Raw genomic sequence first — 15,969 nt, forward strand, 5'->3', positions numbered from 1 at the left:
GGGATTGATCCGGGCGTGGGAGCGCAGCGACCGTTTGGCGCAGCCAAACACAGCGAGAGGAGGTGCAGCGCAGCAAACCGTAGGCGCTGCGCCCGGATCGATCCCGGAGCGAAGGAACCCCGAGCCCCAGCGAGCGGGCCGCACGCAGGAGCAAGCGTTTTTTTGCTTACTTTTTTTAGGCGTTTGTAAAAAAAGTGAGTCGCCGTCAGGGCGAAACCCTAGGTAGCCGTTGCCGCAGGAATGGATATGTACTCAGCCAGAAAGAACCCCAACGCCTGACAAAAAGCCTTCGCGAGCAAGCTCACTCCCACAATTGGAACTGGGTACATCTGCCAGAGATTGGTCGGCTATAAGGCCGCCATAGCTGGCAAGCCAGCTCCCACAGGTTTTGGGGACATTCTCAATATCATCAGCCCCGCCAACCTCTGCAAGAACCTGGTCGGCCCGAAGGCCGCCACGTTCACTCCGCCTCAGGATCAACCTTGTTCTGAGTCAAATACCGATTCAAAACATCATCCTGCCCGGGCGTAGAAGCATCCCCCGCCACCTGCCACAAATGCCGCTCAATCCCCTGCGCCACCATATGCCCCACCGCCGCCTCAATCGCCGACAACACACACAACTGCGCCGGCTCATTCGTCGTATACCCAACCTCAGCCTCAAGCAACTTCTTGAACTCGATGAACTTGAAAATCCCCGCACTGCGCGCCACCGAATAAATCGTCTTGCTGGTCATCACATTCGCCAACACCTGCCCACTGCGCACATCCACCGCACGCAAGTTCACCGTCACCTGATCCACCCGATACTCACGCTGCAAATCAATCCCCAGATACCGCGCCCCTTCCCCACCGCTACGCACATTCGTGTCATAAGCGATGATCCCGCCCTCAAGCATCATGTTCGCCGCCTGCAACGGCGGCAGCTCACCCTGAATATTCACCGGCGTATTCGGCTTCTTCTGCGACGCGCGAATAATCTTGCGCTCGGTCAACAGGTTCTGCAGGCCTTCCCGTTCCAGCACCACAAACCAGCCACTGGCCTGCATCGCGTCCATCAACATCGACGCCGCGCCCTGAGTCACGCTGGTGGAAAACGAACTCGCCGGCGTCGGCTTGTACTGCCCGGTCTGGTCACGGAAGCCGTACACCACCGCCATCAACCGCCCCTTGGGTCGCGGCATCTTCAGCAAGTCGTAATAAGTCGAGGCCCTTGGAGTCAGGGTCGGGGTTTCGGTGTCCTGCTCGGCCGACATCGGCTCACGCAGACTGCACCCTTGTAATGTCGCCAACAGCAGCCCTAACGCGATGATCTTTTTCATGTCCGTCTCTCCCCGGAACCGTCAGCCCGTCATGGGTTGAGGCCGTTCACCTGAATTTCCGAAACCTCACCGGTCGCTCGATCGGTCACTTCAATGCTCAGTGCCCCGGAGTCGTCGATGACGTTGACGATAAAAGAGTCGGTGGACAGGCTCCCCGTGTTGCCAGTGGAGATGTTGTCCAGCAACTGCCCTAGCAGCCGCGATTGCAATTGACTGGTGAAGCGCTCCAGCGCCGAGGTGCCGGCCACGCTCGAACGGCTTTTCAGGTCCGGATCGTCGTAATCGTTTTGCGCCTGGGCGTTGTTGAGCAACCAGGTGCCGTTGAGCGGGTTGCCGCCGAACGACGGGTTGACCGGCGTGTAGACCAGTTCAGTGGCCTGGACAGCGGCAGCGCTGGCGAGCCCGATCAACAACCCCGAGATCCACAATCCGCTGCGCCGTGAGAACGTTGTGCTGTTCATAGTTCGTCCTTCTCAAGGTCGGTGGTGTCCTGCAACAGAGCCTCCAGCTTGCGCTGGACAACCTGGCGTCGAACCCAGTCGGCGGCCGCGTAGGCCTCGTCCTTCAGTTCCACGGTGTTCGGCGGCAGGAAGCGCCGATAAACCAGGCGTTGCTGATATTCCACGGTCACCAGGCTGCCCCAGCGCGCGTCGGGCCGCTCGCGCACCACCAGGTTGAAATCCATCGGGCTGGTGTCGCGCAGGCGTTCACTGAACGAGTAGTAAAAGTCGTGGCCGATGTGCGAGATCGTGTCGTCGACGATGAAACCCATCATTTCGTCTTCTTCACCGGCGCTGGCGCAGCACGCCACAGCGGTGAGGATCAGCGCGCACCACCATTGGCGAGTCATGGCTGCAACGCCTGCGGCAAATTTGACTGGCCTTTGGCCGGGCCCCCGCTACTAGTGCCAGTGCCCTCAAGAAAGGCTTTTTCAGCCACGAACTGCCAGTCCGAATAACGCTGCATGCCTTCGAAATCCGACCACTGTGTCGGGAAGTCCGCCTGCTTCAACGGCAGCTCGGTCGACGGGCTGTTGAGGCCGGTGATGCGTCCATCGAAACCGCGTTGTACGGCCCATTCACCCTGACCGATCGGGTCTGGATAAAGCTGACGCAAATGATGTTTCGCTTCTGGAAAACGCTGATCGTCGAGCAGATCGACCAACTCTTTCGGGTACTGCGCCAACCCCGGCGAACTGCGGTAGTAGCTGCGCAGCGCCTGGGCGTACTGAGTACCGACCCAGAGCAACTGGCGTTCACGGTCGCGGCGCGACGCGGTCGACCACAACTCGCCAGCACTGGCCAGGCCCATGCCCATCACCACGATCAGAAACAGCACGCCCAGGTAAGTGAAACCACCCTGCTGCGCGCGGTTACCACTCGGAATACTGGCTGCCATCACGCGCCCTCCCGGTAGCACCGCTTTTGATATCGGCCACACCGCCGGCGACGCCGTCCGGTGGCGCGATCAGCACCCACTGGTCTTTGCGTTCGGTGATCGGATCGAGTGGTGCGTTGCGCAGGTAACGCTGTTCGATCAGTTGCTCGATGGAATCCGGATAACGCCCGGTGTCGCCGTAGAAGTGATCCAGCGCCTCGCGCATCGCCGACAGGCTCTGGCGCAAGGTGGTTTCCTTCGACGCTTCGAGGCTGTTGAAGTAGCGCGGCAACGCGATGGTCATCAGCGTGGCGATGATCGCCATAACCACCATCAGCTCCAGCAAGGTAAAACCTTTTTCCCGGCGCATGAGGTTCACCACTCGCGGTAGGCGATGCCGTTGAGGCCCTTGCCCCGGGCGTGGGAGTAGACGTCAAAGACGTCCTCGCCATCGCGCGGGTTCTGAGCCGAACTGTCGTAGGCGCGCACGCCCCAACCCCCTTCGTCATCACGTTTCGCCGGCACCAGCGGATCGCGCGGGATGCGGCGTAAAAAGTAGAACTTGGCGCCCTTGGCGCTGCGCACATCGCGCACGCCTTCGACCAGCACTTTCAGGTTCGGCGGGTAGCCGCTGCTGTTCAGCGACTTCTCGATGTAACCGGCATCGAACGCACGTTTGTAGGCGTCGATGGCGTCGCGAATCTGGTACAGCGCGTTGCGCAATTCCTGCTCCTTGCCACGCCGCACCAGGGTCTCGGTCAGTGGCGCGGCCATGCTCGCCAACAGGCCGATCAGGGCCAGCGTCACCACGACTTCGATCAGGGTGAAACCGCGTTGGGAGGCGTTCATGATCAAGGCTTCTCGACAGTAACGCGGGTGGTGGCCACGGCCGATTCACCGACGGCACGCGGCTGCGCGGCAGGCGACGGCATCACGTAGCTCTGCGAACGATCCGGGGCCTGAATGTGCATGCTGGTTTCGGTGCCAGTGGAGAACTCCATGTCCGACGGGCTCTGGTACGGCAGGTTGCGCACGATCCGTGGGGTGATCGACAGCACCAGTTCCGATTTGCCGATGGTGTCTTTGTTGCTGCCGAACAAGCGGCCCAAACCGGGAATGTCACCGAGGCCGGGAATCTTGTTGCCGGTGGCACCGTGGTCGTTGCGCACCAGCCCGGCGAGGATCTGCGTTTCGCCGTCGTGCAGACGCAGCGAGGTTTGCGCGTTGCGGGTATCGACCTGTACCGGGATCGTGCCCTGGCGGGTCGGTTCCAGCGGCGTGGCGTTACTCACTTCCAGGGCGATCTTGATCGCCACTTCGTTGTTCAAATGCACGGTGGGGGTCACTTCGAGCTTCAGACCGACATCCAGATAGGTCACGCTTTCGGTGATCACCGGGCCCTGTGTCGACGGCACCGAGGTGGCGCTGATGATCGGTACGCGCTGCCCGATGTGGATACGCGCCTGCTCGCGGTTGCTGACGCGAATCACCGGACTGGCGAGGGTGTTGATGTCGTTGTCCTGCGCGTTGATCTTGGCTTGCGGCGATGGACCGATGGAGATGCGGTCAGAGTTGATGCCTTTGAGTTGGCCCAACAGGGTGACCGGCGAACCATCGGAGTTGACCACACCAAAGGTGCTTGGCCATTGCAGGCCAAGGTCGAGAATGCGCTGGGTGGCGACTTCCATCACCTCCACTTCGAGCACCACTTCCGGGTTGGACTGGTCTTGCGATTGCAGGAGTTTCTCGGCCATGCGCACGGCGTCTTCGGTGTCGCGCATGGTCAGGGTGTTGAGGCGTTCGTCGACAAACACGTCGCGGGTCTTGAGCATGGTTTTGACCATGTTCAACGCGGTGTTGGCGTCGATGCTGGTCAGGTAGAAGGTGCGCATCACCAGTTCCTGGTAATCCTTCACTTTCTGTGGCGAATCCGGGTAGATCAGCAAGGTGTTTTCGTTCACCACTTTCTGGTGCAACTGGTTCTGTTGCAGCAACAGGGTCACGGCGTCTTCGATGCGCACGTCACGCACGAAAATCGTCGCTTTCATGTCCGGACGCAGGTCTTTGTCGAAGATGAAGTTCAGCCCGGCAACCTGCGACAACACTTCAAAAATAGTCTTGAGGTTGGCGTCGCGAAATTCCAGGGTCACCGGCCGATCGAGCTTGGTGCGCAGTTGCGGATAGGCAATCACGTTGCGGCTCTGCACCAGACGAATATTGCCTTGCAGCTCCAACGCACCTTCATTGGCCGGGTCGAGTTCGAGGATCTGCTTGACCTGACGATCAGCGCCATAGATGTCGCCACGGCGCAGGTCGCCACGGGCCAGCTCGAGTTTCTCGTCCATGCTGCGCAGGTATTCCATCTGCTTCAGCGCATCCTGCGCGCGGCGGTTGTTCGGCTCGATGGTCAGCACGCGCATGTAGGCAGTGCGCGCCGAGGTAAAATCGCGGCGCGAACGGTCGGTGTCGCCGGCGGTCAGCAACGCCGTGATCGCCTTGGCCCGACCGGTGTTGAGCAGCAGGTGCAATTCGGTGTCGCGAGGGTTTTCGCGCAGGCCTTCCTCAATTCGGGCCAGCCCCGCCTCGTACTGACCCTGTTCAATCAGGTCGGCGGCTTCCTTGTTGGCCACCTGCGCAGTGCTGCACGCGGCCAGCCCGGCACACAGACCGAGGCTCATCAGCAAACGGGAACGGTTCATTGCGTACTCCCCACAGACAAGGTCTGCGACAAATGCAAAGGCAGGTAGACCAGGCTCAATTCCACATCGGAAATGCCGGTGATCTTCCAGGTGTCGTCGATCACATCCCCGTTGCGCACGACGTAGATCTTTTCGCCGTTCTGCAAAAACACTTGCAGGTCGCTGCGGTCATGCAGCCGGCCGACGAACTGAAACGGCACCGGTGGCAGGCTCGGGGCTTGCACCACTGTGGCCGGGTTGATCGCTTGTTCGGTGACCGTGGCCAGGGTCGGCGCAACCTTCCAGGATTTCGCCGCGAACAGGTCGCCGGCCGGGCTCAGGTCCTTGATCGGCGCCTCTTTGGCCTTGGCGGTGCTGGCCGGCAGCGCGCCCCGGGTTTTCCCCGGCGTGGCGACCGCTACTTCGCTGGAATCGGCATCCTCGGTCGGCGAGAAATATTCCGGCAACCACGCCAGCGCCGCCGCCACAGCGAAGAACGCTACCCACCCTGTCACGCGCTTGGTATTCATCACGACCTCGACAGGTAAAGGGTCATACGGATCCGGCCATTGAGGTCGGTGTCGCCAATCTTCTTGCGTTGCAATTCGAGGTCTTCCACCACCACCGCCGGCAACTGGCCGAGCAAGGCGTGTACGAAGCGGCGCAGCTGCGGGTAGCTGCCGCGCACTGGCAGGAGGATCTGATAGCGCGCCAGATGGGTTTTCGGGTCGACGCCGAGGGCGTATTCGCCGCGTGCCAGAGTGATGTGCTCCTGGGCTGCGAGGGCGTAGATGCGGTCGATGGCGACCGTGGCTTGCGGCTGCGCCGGCAGTTTGTTGCGGAAGTCGTCGAGCTGACGCTGCGGCACCACCGGCGGCGCGATGCTGCCGTCTTCAACCTTGGCCAGGTACGCGCTGGCTTCCTGAGTCTGTTGGCTCAAGTGCTGCAACGATTGCCAGCCCGGCAGCAAACCAGCGAGTGCCCAAGCCACGGCGACCAGCAGCAGCGCCAGCCCGGCCAGGCCCGGAATGCCGAGGCCTTGCAGGTATTCGTGGACGATCAGTCTAGGGATTCGCATCGCCCATCTCCCAGGTCGCCGACAGGTTGAACTGCACCGGTTGTTCCGGCGATTTGACGACGATTTCGTGGCTCAGCAGCGAGACGTCGGACAGCTCGTCGCTGGCTTCCAGACGTTTGTGAAAATCGAGCATCGCTTGCAGATCGCGTGCTTCGGCGCTGATGCGGACCTGGCCTTTGCGCGCATCCGGGGTCAGGCTCAGCAGCGCGACGTCATCACGCGGCATCGCTTCGAGCATGGCGAACAGGCGTTCCCACGGCCGGCGCAGTTGCTGCGAGACCTTGCGCATCTCGGCAAGGTTTGCCGCTTGCTCGCGGGTTTCTGCCGGGCTCAAGGTGGACTTGGCGCCGCTGTCGCCAGTGAGCTGACGCTGCGTGGTTTGCAGGTGACCTTGTTGCTGTTCGGTGTGCGCGTCGAGGTGCTGTTGCACGCCGAAGCACAGCAGCGCCAGCAGCACGCCGCCGCCGAGCAGGCTCCAGCCCAACGGGCCGGAACGTGGCCGTGGCTGAAAATCGAGATTAAGCGCGCGCATGTCAGGCCACCGCCCGGGACATGACGTACAAGCCGTCACGCACGGTCATCGAAGCGTCTTCAAGGGTGCGCAGTTGCACACCCGCCACGTCCGGATGCGCATCGAGGCGCGCCGGGGCATGCAGATAAACGTTGAAGGCGCGTTCGCTGGTCGAGGCTTGCAACTGCCGTTCGCGACCGATCAGCGCATTCAACGCGGCATCACTGTCGCTGCCACCCACCGAACGCACGCCGGCCCAGCGCCCTTCCCTTGCGAGCAACAACACGCTGCGTTGCGGCTCGGCGACAACAAAGAGGAAGTCGCCGGCATCCAGACTTTTGTCGAAGCGGTTGAACGCCGCCATCAGGTACGGCTGCACCGAGCGCAGGCGCAAACCACGACCGCTGACCAGCGTGCGCAGGCGTTCGAGCAGGTCTTGCGGCAAGGCGCTGGCGATGCGGTCGTAACCGGCCGGCTCGGCGGACAACACCAGACTCCACGGCTGGGTTGGCGCACCGAACAGGTCTTCGAAACACAACTGGGCAAAGCCGCGCAATTCCTCAGGGCTGCTGATCTGCGCGCTCCACGGCACCAGGCAGAAACGGCTGAAATGCCCGGAGATGACCACGCTCAATTCGGCACCGGCGCGGGCGTGTTCACCGAGCAGGCGATCGAGGGTGTCCAGCGCCACCGCGTAGCTCTGGAAGCCTTCGTCGATGTAACCGACGCTGCCCAGCCACAGGGTGTCGCTGCCGCGCCGCTGGCCGAGGCCAACACCGCTGGCGCCGAGCACGGCGACAAAACGCTCACGAGATAAATGTGACACGATTGATCTCCTCCAGCGTGGTGCGACCTTGTTCCACCAGCTCCAGCGCCGATTCGCGCAACAGGCGCAAACCACGGGCACAGGCCAGGGCTTTGATTTGTTTGATCGGTTGGCGCTCGACGATCATCTGGCGCAGCTCGTCGTCGAGGTGGAGCAACTCGGCAATCGCCGTGCGCCCGCGATAACCGCTGCCCCGGCAATGCCCGCAGCCTTTGCCGTGAACGAAGTGGTAGTGATCGACTTTCTGTGGGTCGAGGCCCGAGGCGCGCAGTTCTTCATCGCTTGGATTGACCGGCGCACTGCAACTGGCGCACACCAGGCGAATCAGACGCTGGGCGAGAATCGCGTTGAGCGCCGAGACCAGGCTGTAGGGGTCGATTTCCATTTGGGTGAAGCGGCCGATCACGTCGAAGACGTTGTTGGCGTGGATGGTGGTGAACACCAGGTGACCGGTGAGCGCCGATTGCACGGCGATCTGCGCGGTGTCGGGGTCACGGATTTCGCCGACCATGATCTTGTCCGGATCGTGACGCAGGATCGAGCGCAAACCCCGAGCGAAGGTAAGGCCTTTTTTCTCGTTGACCGGGATTTGCAGCACCCCCGGCAATTGATATTCGACCGGGTCTTCGATTGTGATGATCTTGTCCACGCCGTGGTTGATCTCGGTGATCATCGCGTACAGCGTGGTGGTCTTGCCGCTGCCGGTCGGGCCGGTCACCAGCACCATGCCGTAGGGTTCGGCGGCGAGGCGGCGCAACTGGCGCAGGGTTTCGTCTTCAAAGCCCAGTGCCTGCAATTGCACGCCGCAGACCTTGTCGGCGAGATCCTGTTTGTCCAGCACCCGCAGCACCGCGTCTTCGCCGAAAATGCTCGGCATGATCGACACGCGGAAGTCGATCTGGCGGCCGCTGATGCCGATCTTGAAGCGACCGTCCTGCGGCACGCGTTTCTCGCCGATGTCCAGTTCGGCCATGACCTTGACCCGCGAGATCACCTGCTCGGCGAACTCGTTGCCCTGGACTTTGCTGATGTTATTGAGCACGCCGTCGATGCGGTACTTGATCACCAGACCGTGGCCGGTGGTGCCGAGATGGATATCGCTGGCGTGCATTTTCAGCGCGTCGTAGAGGGTCGAGTTGACCAGTTTCACCACGCTGCTGGCGTCTTCGCTGATGCTGGTCAGCGACAGACTTTGCAGGGTGTCGATTTCGTGGTGGGTGTCGCCCTGGGCGTTCAGCGATTCGACGGCGTGGAAGCTTTCTTCGTGGCGGGCCAGATAGGCCTTAAGGTCATCGGCGTGCACCAGATACAGCGGCGCGCCGTGCAGGCAATCGTCGATCCAGGCCAGGCGCGCCGGGTCGAAGGGGTCGGCAAACACGCCGATGACTTCATCGTTGTGGCGCAGCAGGATGAATTCGCGTTTCAGGCATTGTGCGAGGGTGACCCGGTCGAATACCGGCGTCGCGGCAAACAGGCTGTCGGTGTCGAGCACCGGGTAATGCAGGGTGGCGCCGAGGGTGTGAATGAACGGCATCGCTGCCAGTTCGCACAACACGCCGAGAGCATCGAGGACGCGTTCGCCGGAGGTAGCGGCCCGCGCCCGGGCCTGGGCAAGCTGTTCACTGGAAAAGCGTTCTGGCGCGCTTTCGGCCAACAGCGGTTCGACGACAACGGACAGACGTTCCATGGCTTGCTCTCCAACCGGGGCTCAAAGCCCTGTCGGCGCGGCAAACCTTGGCGGCAAGAGCCGGAACGTCTGATCGCGCCATTACTCCCCGGTGAGCATTTGATCGTCGTCCGGTGCCATGGCGTGCAACTGTCGTCGCCGATCCGCCAACACCCAACTGCCATCGTACAACTGCAACGGGAAGCTCTCGGTCCTGCTCTGGCGTCGTTCGACAAAGCCCTCGGAAGGGCTCGCACCGGGTTTCGCTTCACGCTTGATGCCCAGAAGGTCGCAGACCGCCCGCGCCAGTTCCGCCAATGGAAACGGTTTGAACAGGATGTGGCTGACCCCCAGTTGCCGCGCCCGCTCACAGACTTCAGCGGTCGGGTGACCCGTTATCAGCACAAAATGGCACGTCCTGTTCTGGCGGACTGCGTCGAGCACCTCAAAGCCTTCCATATCGGGCAAGCGGTAATCGAACACCAGCACGTCGGGGGCAAAGGTTTCGGCCAAACCGATAGCCGTCGCTCCGTCATGTGCAATCGCGACGTCCAGCCCCTGCGCCGACAGATAATCCTGAAGGTTCTGTGCAAGCAGCTGTTCGTCTTCGACAACCAGTACTTTGTTAACCAAGGTCGACTCCTTGAAACAGCAGGTCCGATGACCCCGCCCTGAGAGTGCGCCTTACCAGGGGTAACGCACACTTCATGCCAGGCTGAGCGCCGGTAATTTTATGTCTTCATGTCCTTGAAATTAATGACAATGCCCGCTCGTCCCGGTACCCCGTTCCCCAGAAACGGGGAAGCACCTGAATGGGCATCGAAGCCATTCCCCACTATTGGGGGGGAACCTTCAGTCGTCGTCAATTCGTTCGATCCTGTTCTGCACCCGTAACTGCGCGAGCACTTGGCGACGAGCCTGGGTCTGTTGCTGTCGGGCGAGCTCTGCCCTGACTGTGTCCAGCCCCTGCACATCTGGGACATCGGCGGCCTCCAAGTGGTTCGGCAAATAAATCACATGCCAGCCGAACGGTGAACGCACCGGAGCGCTGGCGAAACTCGCCCCGCTGACAACCGAGGCGCGCATTTGCAACAAGCGTAGACGCGCTTGAGCCACTGTGGCTGCATCCGCTTGCGCAGGCACGCGGATCAACAAGTGGCGAGGTTGCAAGGTATTGGCGCGAATCAGCTCGGCGAACATCTGCTGCGCCGCCAGCTCGCGGCGGGTGTACTCGGTGAAGGACGCCTCATCGAAACCGGCGTCCTGCAAGCGCCGGACGAATTTATCCGCGCCGCCGATGGCCAGGCGGGTTTGCTCGATCTGCTGACGCAGCGCTTGCTCGTCGACCTGCCGGCCACGCTTTTGCGATTCCTGCCACAGCAATTCTTTGTCGATCAGCATTTGCAACGCGGCCTGACGCAGTTCCTTGTAGGCCTTGGGACTGCGAATGCTCGTCACCGCGCGGCCCTGATCTTCCAAGTATTCGGCGAAAAAACGCTCGAAGCGAAACCCGGAGATTTCCTCGCCGTTGACCCGCGCCACGGCCGGTTCGTTATTGGCCCACGCCAGCGGCAGCCAGCAAGTCATCAGCAAGATCAGCGTTGTGCCTTTCATGATCGGGCCCTCCGTTCAGGGGCTGGCAACAATCGGTTTATAGGGCGCGACCAGATAGAAACGCTGATCGGGCAAATCCACGGTGACCACGTGCGCGCCGCTCAAGCCCAAGCGTCGACCGGGGCCGAAACTCAGGCGCGGAGTCAGGCCGGTGTCGAAGTCGTGCAGGCCTTCCAGCGCCGTCACCAGTTTTTCGCGGCTGGCGTCGCGGCCAGCCTGTTTCATGCCTTCGCTGAGCAGCAGCATCGAGGCGTAGGCACCGACTTGCAGCACCGCGTGCTGGGCGCCGAGGCCCTGGCCTTCGCGCAGCAGCGTCAGGGCCATGCGCCCGGTTTGGGTCCAGTCGCTGGGCACGAACGGATAAGCGAGAAACACCCGTCGGGTAAAACCGTCGGGGACTTGCAGCAGATCGCCGGCCACCTGGCTTGAGGCGGCGAACAGGTAAGGCACTTGCCCGGCGCTTTGCAGCCGCGTTGCCAGACGACTGAAGCCGCCGCCATTGCCCAGATAAAACACTGAACGCGAACCCAGCGGCAGCGCATCCGCCGCCGGGTCGTAGGCTTGCAGATGGACGTTCTGCCAGCCGTGACTCTGCAAATACTCGCCGAGGTTTTGCGCGGCCAGTGTTTGTGCCGGGTCATCGGGATAAGCGATCAGCGTCGGCCCTTGCAGCACGCGCAGGCTGGCCGTGGCGTATTCGGCCAGCGCAATCAGTTGCTCGCGCAAGCCCGGCAACGGCTCGAAAATCTGCGGACTGGCCTGCATCGAGCCGAGCAACGACAAGGCGCCAATCAGCGGCACGCCGGCCTGTTCCAGACGCGGCCCCAGTTCGCTGTCGAGGGCTGGCGCGAGCGGTGCGATCAGGGCGAACACTTGTTCCTGCTCGATCAACTGCTGCAAGGCTTGTTCGGCACTGGCGCGATCCGGGCCGGGATCGATCACCGTCAAACGCAGTTGCCGACCGTGAATGCCGCCGGCCTGATTGATCCGCGCCACGCTGCCATTGAGCACCGCAGCAATGGTCATGCCCTCTTCCGCCAGCGGCCCTTGGCTGGGCAGCAAGGTGCCCAGGTGCAAGGTCTCGGCATCGAGGCCGGGATCACGCTCATCGGCGAGGCGCTTGAGGTATGCGGTGAGGTTGCGCTGATCCTTCATCGACAGCACAAAGCGCGGCATGCTCGGGTCGAGGCGATTGTGACCGGGGTCGTGGCCCTGCTCGATGGCAGTGGCCAGAGTGCTTTCGCTGTAGGCCGGATAGCTGCGGCCGTTGACGTGTTGCTGGCCGTAGGTGCTGGTCAGTCGCGCCCAGTTCAGCGGCGGCGGACGCACCCCGCCTTCCGGTCGACCGAGGCCGTCGGCGCCATGGCAATTGGCGCACGGCAGGCTGGTCGCCGGCAGCAACACGTCCGCCGCACCGACCCGCGCCATGATCGCCTCGCCACTGGCCGACAGACCCTGGCGGTACAGACGCTTGCCCGCCGCTTCTTCCGGGGTCAGCGGCGCAGCGCCCGCGCCAAGGCTGACGCCAGCGAGCAGGATCAGGGCGAGTACGCGGCAGCGGTTCATGGCGGGCTCAGCGACCGGCCACGGGCATTGTCAGCAACTGCAAGCGCTGGGCAATGGCGGCGGCCGGGGCGTCGGGGCGGATCTTGCTCCAGCGTTTATTGGCGACGTCGCCGACGATCAACTGCGTGGAATGCTGCTCGGGGGTCGGCACGATCTGGCCGATGCGGCTCAATACCAGGTCCATCTGTGACTTGTCGCCGGTAAGAAAAAGCCAATGAGGGTCATCGGAACCCTGCTTCAAGGTGTAAGCCTTGAGCACCGCCGGCGTATCGCGCAGCGGGTCACTGGTAAGGGAAATGAAGGTGATGTCCTGCGCCTTGTCGCCCAGCAGCTCACGGACTTCTTTGAGCTTTTGCGTGATCAGCGGGCAGGCATCGGTGCAACTGGTGAAAATCACGTTGAGCAGCACGATGCGGTTTTGCAGTGCGTCGCTGTAGAAGCGCAAAGTCCCGCCGTTCTGATCCTGCAACGGCGTGTCGGTGAACCAGGTTTTTGCGTCGTGGGTGCCTTTGGCCGGTGCAGCGGCAACCGCTGCTGTCGGCTCAGGGGCATGGCCTTCGTGGGCAAACGCGACGTTGCTGAAGATCCAGAAACACACGCTCAGGGAGATCCAGTCGAGCAGTCTCATGGCTGTTGCTCCATGGCGATGGCGGTGTGTTTGGCGTGGGTGCGCAGACCGCTGAGTTTCTCGACTTCCTTGGCCAGCAGTGCCGGATCGGTGAAGCCATAGTAGCGCATCCAGTGGCGGTTGTTGCCGTCGCCGACGAGGATCAACGGTTGGTGATTCTTGAAGTCGCCGCTGAAACTGCCGAGGCCCTTGAGGGTTTCAGCGATCGACTGTGGCGAACCGGTCAGCCAGCTCCAGCCTGGCCCACGCTGAAAAGCGCGGGCGTAATCCTGCAGGCGTTTCGGGTCGTCGCGCTGCGGGTCGATGCTAATCGACACCAGTTGCACTTCGTCGCCGACGCGCGCGCCGAGCTGTTTCTGCACCTTGCCCATGATCGACGAAACCACCGGGCACACGGTGGTGCAACTGGTGTAGATAAAACTCATGACGACGATTTTGCCCTGCACCAGGTCTTGTTCCAGGCGCACGGTTTTGCCGTTCTGGTCGAGCAGCGGCACGTTGGCGAACTTCACTTGGGTATGTTCTTGCGTATTGCTCGCCGGGGCTTTGTGCCCAGCGTGTTCGTCTGCCGAGTGAGCGTAGGCGTGTTGGATGCCAAGGCTCAACAGGCACAGGGTCAGCACGCCAGTGGATGCAAATCGGTTCATGTCGAAACTCCTCTTCAACGGGCCTGGCCGGGGGTTACCCGAACACTGGCAAAGGTCTTGTCATCGAAACCGGCGCCCAGCGAGGCCGCGCGCACATGCAGGTACCAGGCGCCGCTGCGGTCGAGGGTGATCGGCGCTTCATACACGCCGTCGGCGACTTCCAGCGCAGCCACTTCACGCGGGTGCGAGGTGGGCGCGAGGTAGTAGCGCAGTTGCACGTCTTTGACGCCGCTGCGCTGGGTTTTGTCTTTGCCCTGGACGATGCGAAAACGCACGACGTAGGGGTCGTTGAGCGCTACGGCAGTCTTGTCGAGGAGGAACTCGACTTTCGGCTGGCCGAGGTGTTTTTGCGGTTTGCCGTCAGGATCAATCTGCGCGCTGAAACAGTGAATGATGTTCGGCTGATTGAGCAGGAACGCCACGTCAAAGCGCCCCGCTGCCGGTAGCTTCACCCGGGCGCTGTACAGCCCCGGCGAGACTTCGCGCAGGCTGCGATCGATGACCATGGCGGCGCGGGCGATCTGGCCACGGTTGGGGTAACCGGACATCGGCGCGTTCATGCCTTCGGCGTAGAAGTAGGTGGTGTTGTCGACCGGGTTGACCACGAACACCGCGTTGTCGTCGCGCGAGACCGCGAGGCTTGAGGCCAGCGGTAAATCCCCGGCCATACGCGGCGCTTGCGGGCCGGCCTCGAAACCCTGGCTGATCGGCTGGCGACCTTCACCGAGCGAGGACAAGTTGATCATGGTGACTTTCGGTGAAGCGAGTCCGCGAATGTAGGCGTAGGCCTGGGTGAAAACCACTTGGTAGGGTTCGGCGCTGACGTCCAGATCATGAATGGCGCTGTTGGTGGCGGCATCGATAACCGTTGCACGGTTTTCCACGGTGTTGAGTACCACGCCGAAGCGACCGTCAGCGCTGAAGCCCATCGGCCCGAGGCCTTGTTGCAGCTTGATTACCCGGCGGATGGCGTGGGTGCTGGCGTCAATCACGGTGACGGTGCCGTCCTTGCCGTCGGCCACATACACCGCGCCGGACAATGGCGAATAGGCAACTGATAACGGATGCGAGCCGGTTTTGATTTGCTCGACGATGTTCAGGCTGGCGATGTCGACCACGCTGACGGTGCCGTCGTCACGGTTGCTGACGAAGGCGAAGCGGCTGTCCTTGCTGAAGGTTATTTCGTGGTGGCCGCGACCGGTCTGTAAATGTTTGAGGGGTTTGAGGCTTTGGCTGTCGATCACCGTCACGCCGGAGTCTTCGGCTTTGCTCGCATTGTTGCCGACCCAGAGCAGGCGTTCGTCCGGTTGCAGCGCAATGCGAAACGGTTGGTTACCGGCGCTGATCGAATCGATGACTTTGAATTGCTCACTGTCGATGACGGCAACTTCGCCCGCTGTCGGCATGGAAACAAAGACGCGTTTGTTGTCTTTGGGCGTGACCCAATCCATCGGCGGTTGTTTGAGTTCGATCCGCGCCAGGGTGCTGGTGATGCCGCCGACCGAGACCGACGGATCGACCACGGCGATGCTCGCGTCGCGGTTCATCACCAGCAGGAAATAGCTGTTGAGGTCGAGCAACGGCCGCGCGCCGATGTTGGATTTGAGGAACACGCCGACCCGGGCTTTGCAGCTCTGGTCGCGGCCCTGGGCCTGATCGGCGGCGAGGGTCTGCGGATCGACCCAGGCGCCCGGCGCCACCCCGGACAGCGGCTGGCCGGAAGCGCCGTCACTGATGCGGAACTGCACATCGGCGAACTCGCCTTCGCGCAGTTTGCCGTCGGCGGCCAGTGGCTTGAGGTTGAAGTCCACCGCCACACCGTCACGGTTCAGCGTCTGACTCACGCCGGTTTGCGCCAGCGCAATCTCACTCAGCGTCAGCAACGCCCCGGCCATGACCAGCGAGCAAATACCGATGATGTTGATGATCCTGTTCATCTATCACTCCCCAAACACTACCTGACAAAACACCGACCCTGTGGGAGCTGGCTTGCCAGCGATGGCGTCCTTCCAGTCACATCAATGGCACCTGTGCCGCCATCATCGCTGGCAAGCCAG

General features: G+C 62.1%; 18 protein-coding genes. All 18 read right to left on the reverse strand.

Annotation, left to right across the window (positions count from 1 at the left end):
* Window positions 1–460 precede the first annotated feature (460 nt).
* Window positions 461–1,321, reverse strand: coding sequence for a CsgG/HfaB family protein (locus WA225_RS21060; RefSeq protein WP_077572085.1), 861 nt, complete (start codon window positions 1,319–1,321; stop codon window positions 461–463).
* A gap of 29 nt (window positions 1,322–1,350) precedes the next feature.
* Window positions 1,351–1,782 (reverse strand): curli assembly protein CsgF, encoded by a 432-nt coding sequence (locus WA225_RS21065; protein ID WP_422609435.1) that lies wholly within the window; start codon window positions 1,780–1,782, stop codon window positions 1,351–1,353.
* Window positions 1,779–2,171 (reverse strand): curli production assembly/transport protein CsgE, encoded by a 393-nt coding sequence (csgE, locus tag WA225_RS21070; protein WP_008086660.1) that lies wholly within the window; start codon window positions 2,169–2,171, stop codon window positions 1,779–1,781. The genes WA225_RS21065 and csgE overlap by 4 nt, the downstream gene beginning before the upstream one ends.
* Window positions 2,168–2,719 carry a type II secretion system protein gene (locus WA225_RS21075; protein ID WP_422609436.1) on the reverse strand — a complete coding sequence of 184 codons (552 nt, stop codon included), beginning with the start codon at window positions 2,717–2,719 and terminating at the stop codon, window positions 2,168–2,170. The genes csgE and WA225_RS21075 overlap by 4 nt, the downstream gene beginning before the upstream one ends.
* A complete protein-coding gene (locus WA225_RS21080) occupies window positions 2,694–3,068 on the reverse strand; it encodes a type II secretion system protein (RefSeq protein WP_007919395.1) in 375 nt (124 codons plus the stop codon). Before WA225_RS21080 ends, WA225_RS21075 begins: the two co-directional genes overlap by 26 nt.
* A gap of 5 nt (window positions 3,069–3,073) precedes the next feature.
* The gene (locus WA225_RS21085; RefSeq protein WP_016987878.1) at window positions 3,074–3,547 is read right to left on the reverse strand and encodes a type II secretion system protein; all 474 of its coding nucleotides are present in this window, start codon (window positions 3,545–3,547) and stop codon (window positions 3,074–3,076) included.
* Window positions 3,548–3,549: 2 nt separating this feature from the next.
* Window positions 3,550–5,397 (reverse strand): secretin N-terminal domain-containing protein, encoded by a 1,848-nt coding sequence (locus tag WA225_RS21090; RefSeq protein ID WP_422609437.1) that lies wholly within the window; start codon window positions 5,395–5,397, stop codon window positions 3,550–3,552.
* Window positions 5,394–5,906: a hypothetical protein gene (locus WA225_RS21095; protein WP_422609438.1), complete on the reverse strand. Its 513-nt coding sequence runs from the start codon at window positions 5,904–5,906 to the stop codon at window positions 5,394–5,396. Before WA225_RS21095 ends, WA225_RS21090 begins: the two co-directional genes overlap by 4 nt.
* Window positions 5,906–6,454: a GspMb/PilO family protein gene (locus WA225_RS21100; protein ID WP_422609439.1), complete on the reverse strand. Its 549-nt coding sequence runs from the start codon at window positions 6,452–6,454 to the stop codon at window positions 5,906–5,908. The genes WA225_RS21095 and WA225_RS21100 overlap by 1 nt, the downstream gene beginning before the upstream one ends.
* Window positions 6,441–6,986 (reverse strand): PilN domain-containing protein, encoded by a 546-nt coding sequence (locus WA225_RS21105; protein WP_016987882.1) that lies wholly within the window; start codon window positions 6,984–6,986, stop codon window positions 6,441–6,443. Before WA225_RS21105 ends, WA225_RS21100 begins: the two co-directional genes overlap by 14 nt.
* A 1-nt stretch (window position 6,987) precedes the next feature.
* The gene (locus tag WA225_RS21110) at window positions 6,988–7,791 is read right to left on the reverse strand and encodes a hypothetical protein (protein WP_422609440.1); all 804 of its coding nucleotides are present in this window, start codon (window positions 7,789–7,791) and stop codon (window positions 6,988–6,990) included.
* The gene (locus WA225_RS21115; RefSeq protein ID WP_422609441.1) at window positions 7,772–9,478 is read right to left on the reverse strand and encodes a GspE/PulE family protein; all 1,707 of its coding nucleotides are present in this window, start codon (window positions 9,476–9,478) and stop codon (window positions 7,772–7,774) included. The genes WA225_RS21110 and WA225_RS21115 overlap by 20 nt, the downstream gene beginning before the upstream one ends.
* Window positions 9,479–9,559: 81 nt before the next feature.
* The gene (locus WA225_RS21120) at window positions 9,560–10,090 is read right to left on the reverse strand and encodes a response regulator (RefSeq protein ID WP_034152602.1); all 531 of its coding nucleotides are present in this window, start codon (window positions 10,088–10,090) and stop codon (window positions 9,560–9,562) included.
* A 219-nt stretch (window positions 10,091–10,309) separates the two neighbouring features.
* Complete coding sequence (locus WA225_RS21125; RefSeq protein ID WP_422609443.1) at window positions 10,310–11,071, reverse strand: peptidylprolyl isomerase; 762 nt, start codon at window positions 11,069–11,071, stop codon at window positions 10,310–10,312.
* A gap of 15 nt (window positions 11,072–11,086) precedes the next feature.
* Window positions 11,087–12,637, reverse strand: coding sequence for an ABC transporter substrate-binding protein (locus WA225_RS21130; protein WP_422609444.1), 1,551 nt, complete (start codon window positions 12,635–12,637; stop codon window positions 11,087–11,089).
* Between the two features lie 7 nt (window positions 12,638–12,644).
* The gene (locus WA225_RS21135) at window positions 12,645–13,265 is read right to left on the reverse strand and encodes an SCO family protein (protein ID WP_422609445.1); all 621 of its coding nucleotides are present in this window, start codon (window positions 13,263–13,265) and stop codon (window positions 12,645–12,647) included.
* A complete protein-coding gene (locus WA225_RS21140) occupies window positions 13,262–13,912 on the reverse strand; it encodes an SCO family protein (protein WP_422609446.1) in 651 nt (216 codons plus the stop codon). Before WA225_RS21140 ends, WA225_RS21135 begins: the two co-directional genes overlap by 4 nt.
* Window positions 13,913–13,926: 14 nt before the next feature.
* Complete coding sequence (locus WA225_RS21145) at window positions 13,927–15,849, reverse strand: YncE family protein (RefSeq protein ID WP_422609447.1); 1,923 nt, start codon at window positions 15,847–15,849, stop codon at window positions 13,927–13,929.
* Between the last annotated feature and the right edge of the window lie 120 nt (window positions 15,850–15,969).

This window comes from Pseudomonas sp. (genome assembly GCF_049300855.1).
Lineage (GTDB): Bacteria > Pseudomonadota > Gammaproteobacteria > Pseudomonadales > Pseudomonadaceae > Aquipseudomonas.

What these genes read in the sequence shown, in the direction of transcription:
- WA225_RS21060 (WP_077572085.1), bottom strand. Translation starts at nt 1,321, where the DNA reads ATGAAAAAGATCATCGCGTTAGGGCTGCTGTTGGCGACATTACAAGGG.
- WA225_RS21065 (WP_422609435.1), bottom strand. Translation starts at nt 1,782, where the DNA reads ATGAACAGCACAACGTTCTCACGGCGCAGCGGATTGTGGATCTCGGGG.
- csgE (WP_008086660.1), bottom strand. Translation starts at nt 2,171, where the DNA reads ATGACTCGCCAATGGTGGTGCGCGCTGATCCTCACCGCTGTGGCGTGC.
- WA225_RS21075 (WP_422609436.1), bottom strand. Translation starts at nt 2,719, where the DNA reads ATGGCAGCCAGTATTCCGAGTGGTAACCGCGCGCAGCAGGGTGGTTTC.
- WA225_RS21080 (WP_007919395.1), bottom strand. Translation starts at nt 3,068, where the DNA reads ATGCGCCGGGAAAAAGGTTTTACCTTGCTGGAGCTGATGGTGGTTATG.
- WA225_RS21085 (WP_016987878.1), bottom strand. Translation starts at nt 3,547, where the DNA reads ATGAACGCCTCCCAACGCGGTTTCACCCTGATCGAAGTCGTGGTGACG.
- WA225_RS21090 (WP_422609437.1), bottom strand. Translation starts at nt 5,397, where the DNA reads ATGAACCGTTCCCGTTTGCTGATGAGCCTCGGTCTGTGTGCCGGGCTG.
- WA225_RS21095 (WP_422609438.1), bottom strand. Translation starts at nt 5,906, where the DNA reads ATGAATACCAAGCGCGTGACAGGGTGGGTAGCGTTCTTCGCTGTGGCG.
- WA225_RS21100 (WP_422609439.1), bottom strand. Translation starts at nt 6,454, where the DNA reads ATGCGAATCCCTAGACTGATCGTCCACGAATACCTGCAAGGCCTCGGC.
- WA225_RS21105 (WP_016987882.1), bottom strand. Translation starts at nt 6,986, where the DNA reads ATGCGCGCGCTTAATCTCGATTTTCAGCCACGGCCACGTTCCGGCCCG.
- WA225_RS21115 (WP_422609441.1), bottom strand. Translation starts at nt 9,478, where the DNA reads ATGGAACGTCTGTCCGTTGTCGTCGAACCGCTGTTGGCCGAAAGCGCG.
- WA225_RS21125 (WP_422609443.1), bottom strand. Translation starts at nt 11,071, where the DNA reads ATGAAAGGCACAACGCTGATCTTGCTGATGACTTGCTGGCTGCCGCTG.
- WA225_RS21130 (WP_422609444.1), bottom strand. Translation starts at nt 12,637, where the DNA reads ATGAACCGCTGCCGCGTACTCGCCCTGATCCTGCTCGCTGGCGTCAGC.
- WA225_RS21135 (WP_422609445.1), bottom strand. Translation starts at nt 13,265, where the DNA reads ATGAGACTGCTCGACTGGATCTCCCTGAGCGTGTGTTTCTGGATCTTC.
- WA225_RS21140 (WP_422609446.1), bottom strand. Translation starts at nt 13,912, where the DNA reads ATGAACCGATTTGCATCCACTGGCGTGCTGACCCTGTGCCTGTTGAGC.
- WA225_RS21145 (WP_422609447.1), bottom strand. Translation starts at nt 15,849, where the DNA reads ATGAACAGGATCATCAACATCATCGGTATTTGCTCGCTGGTCATGGCC.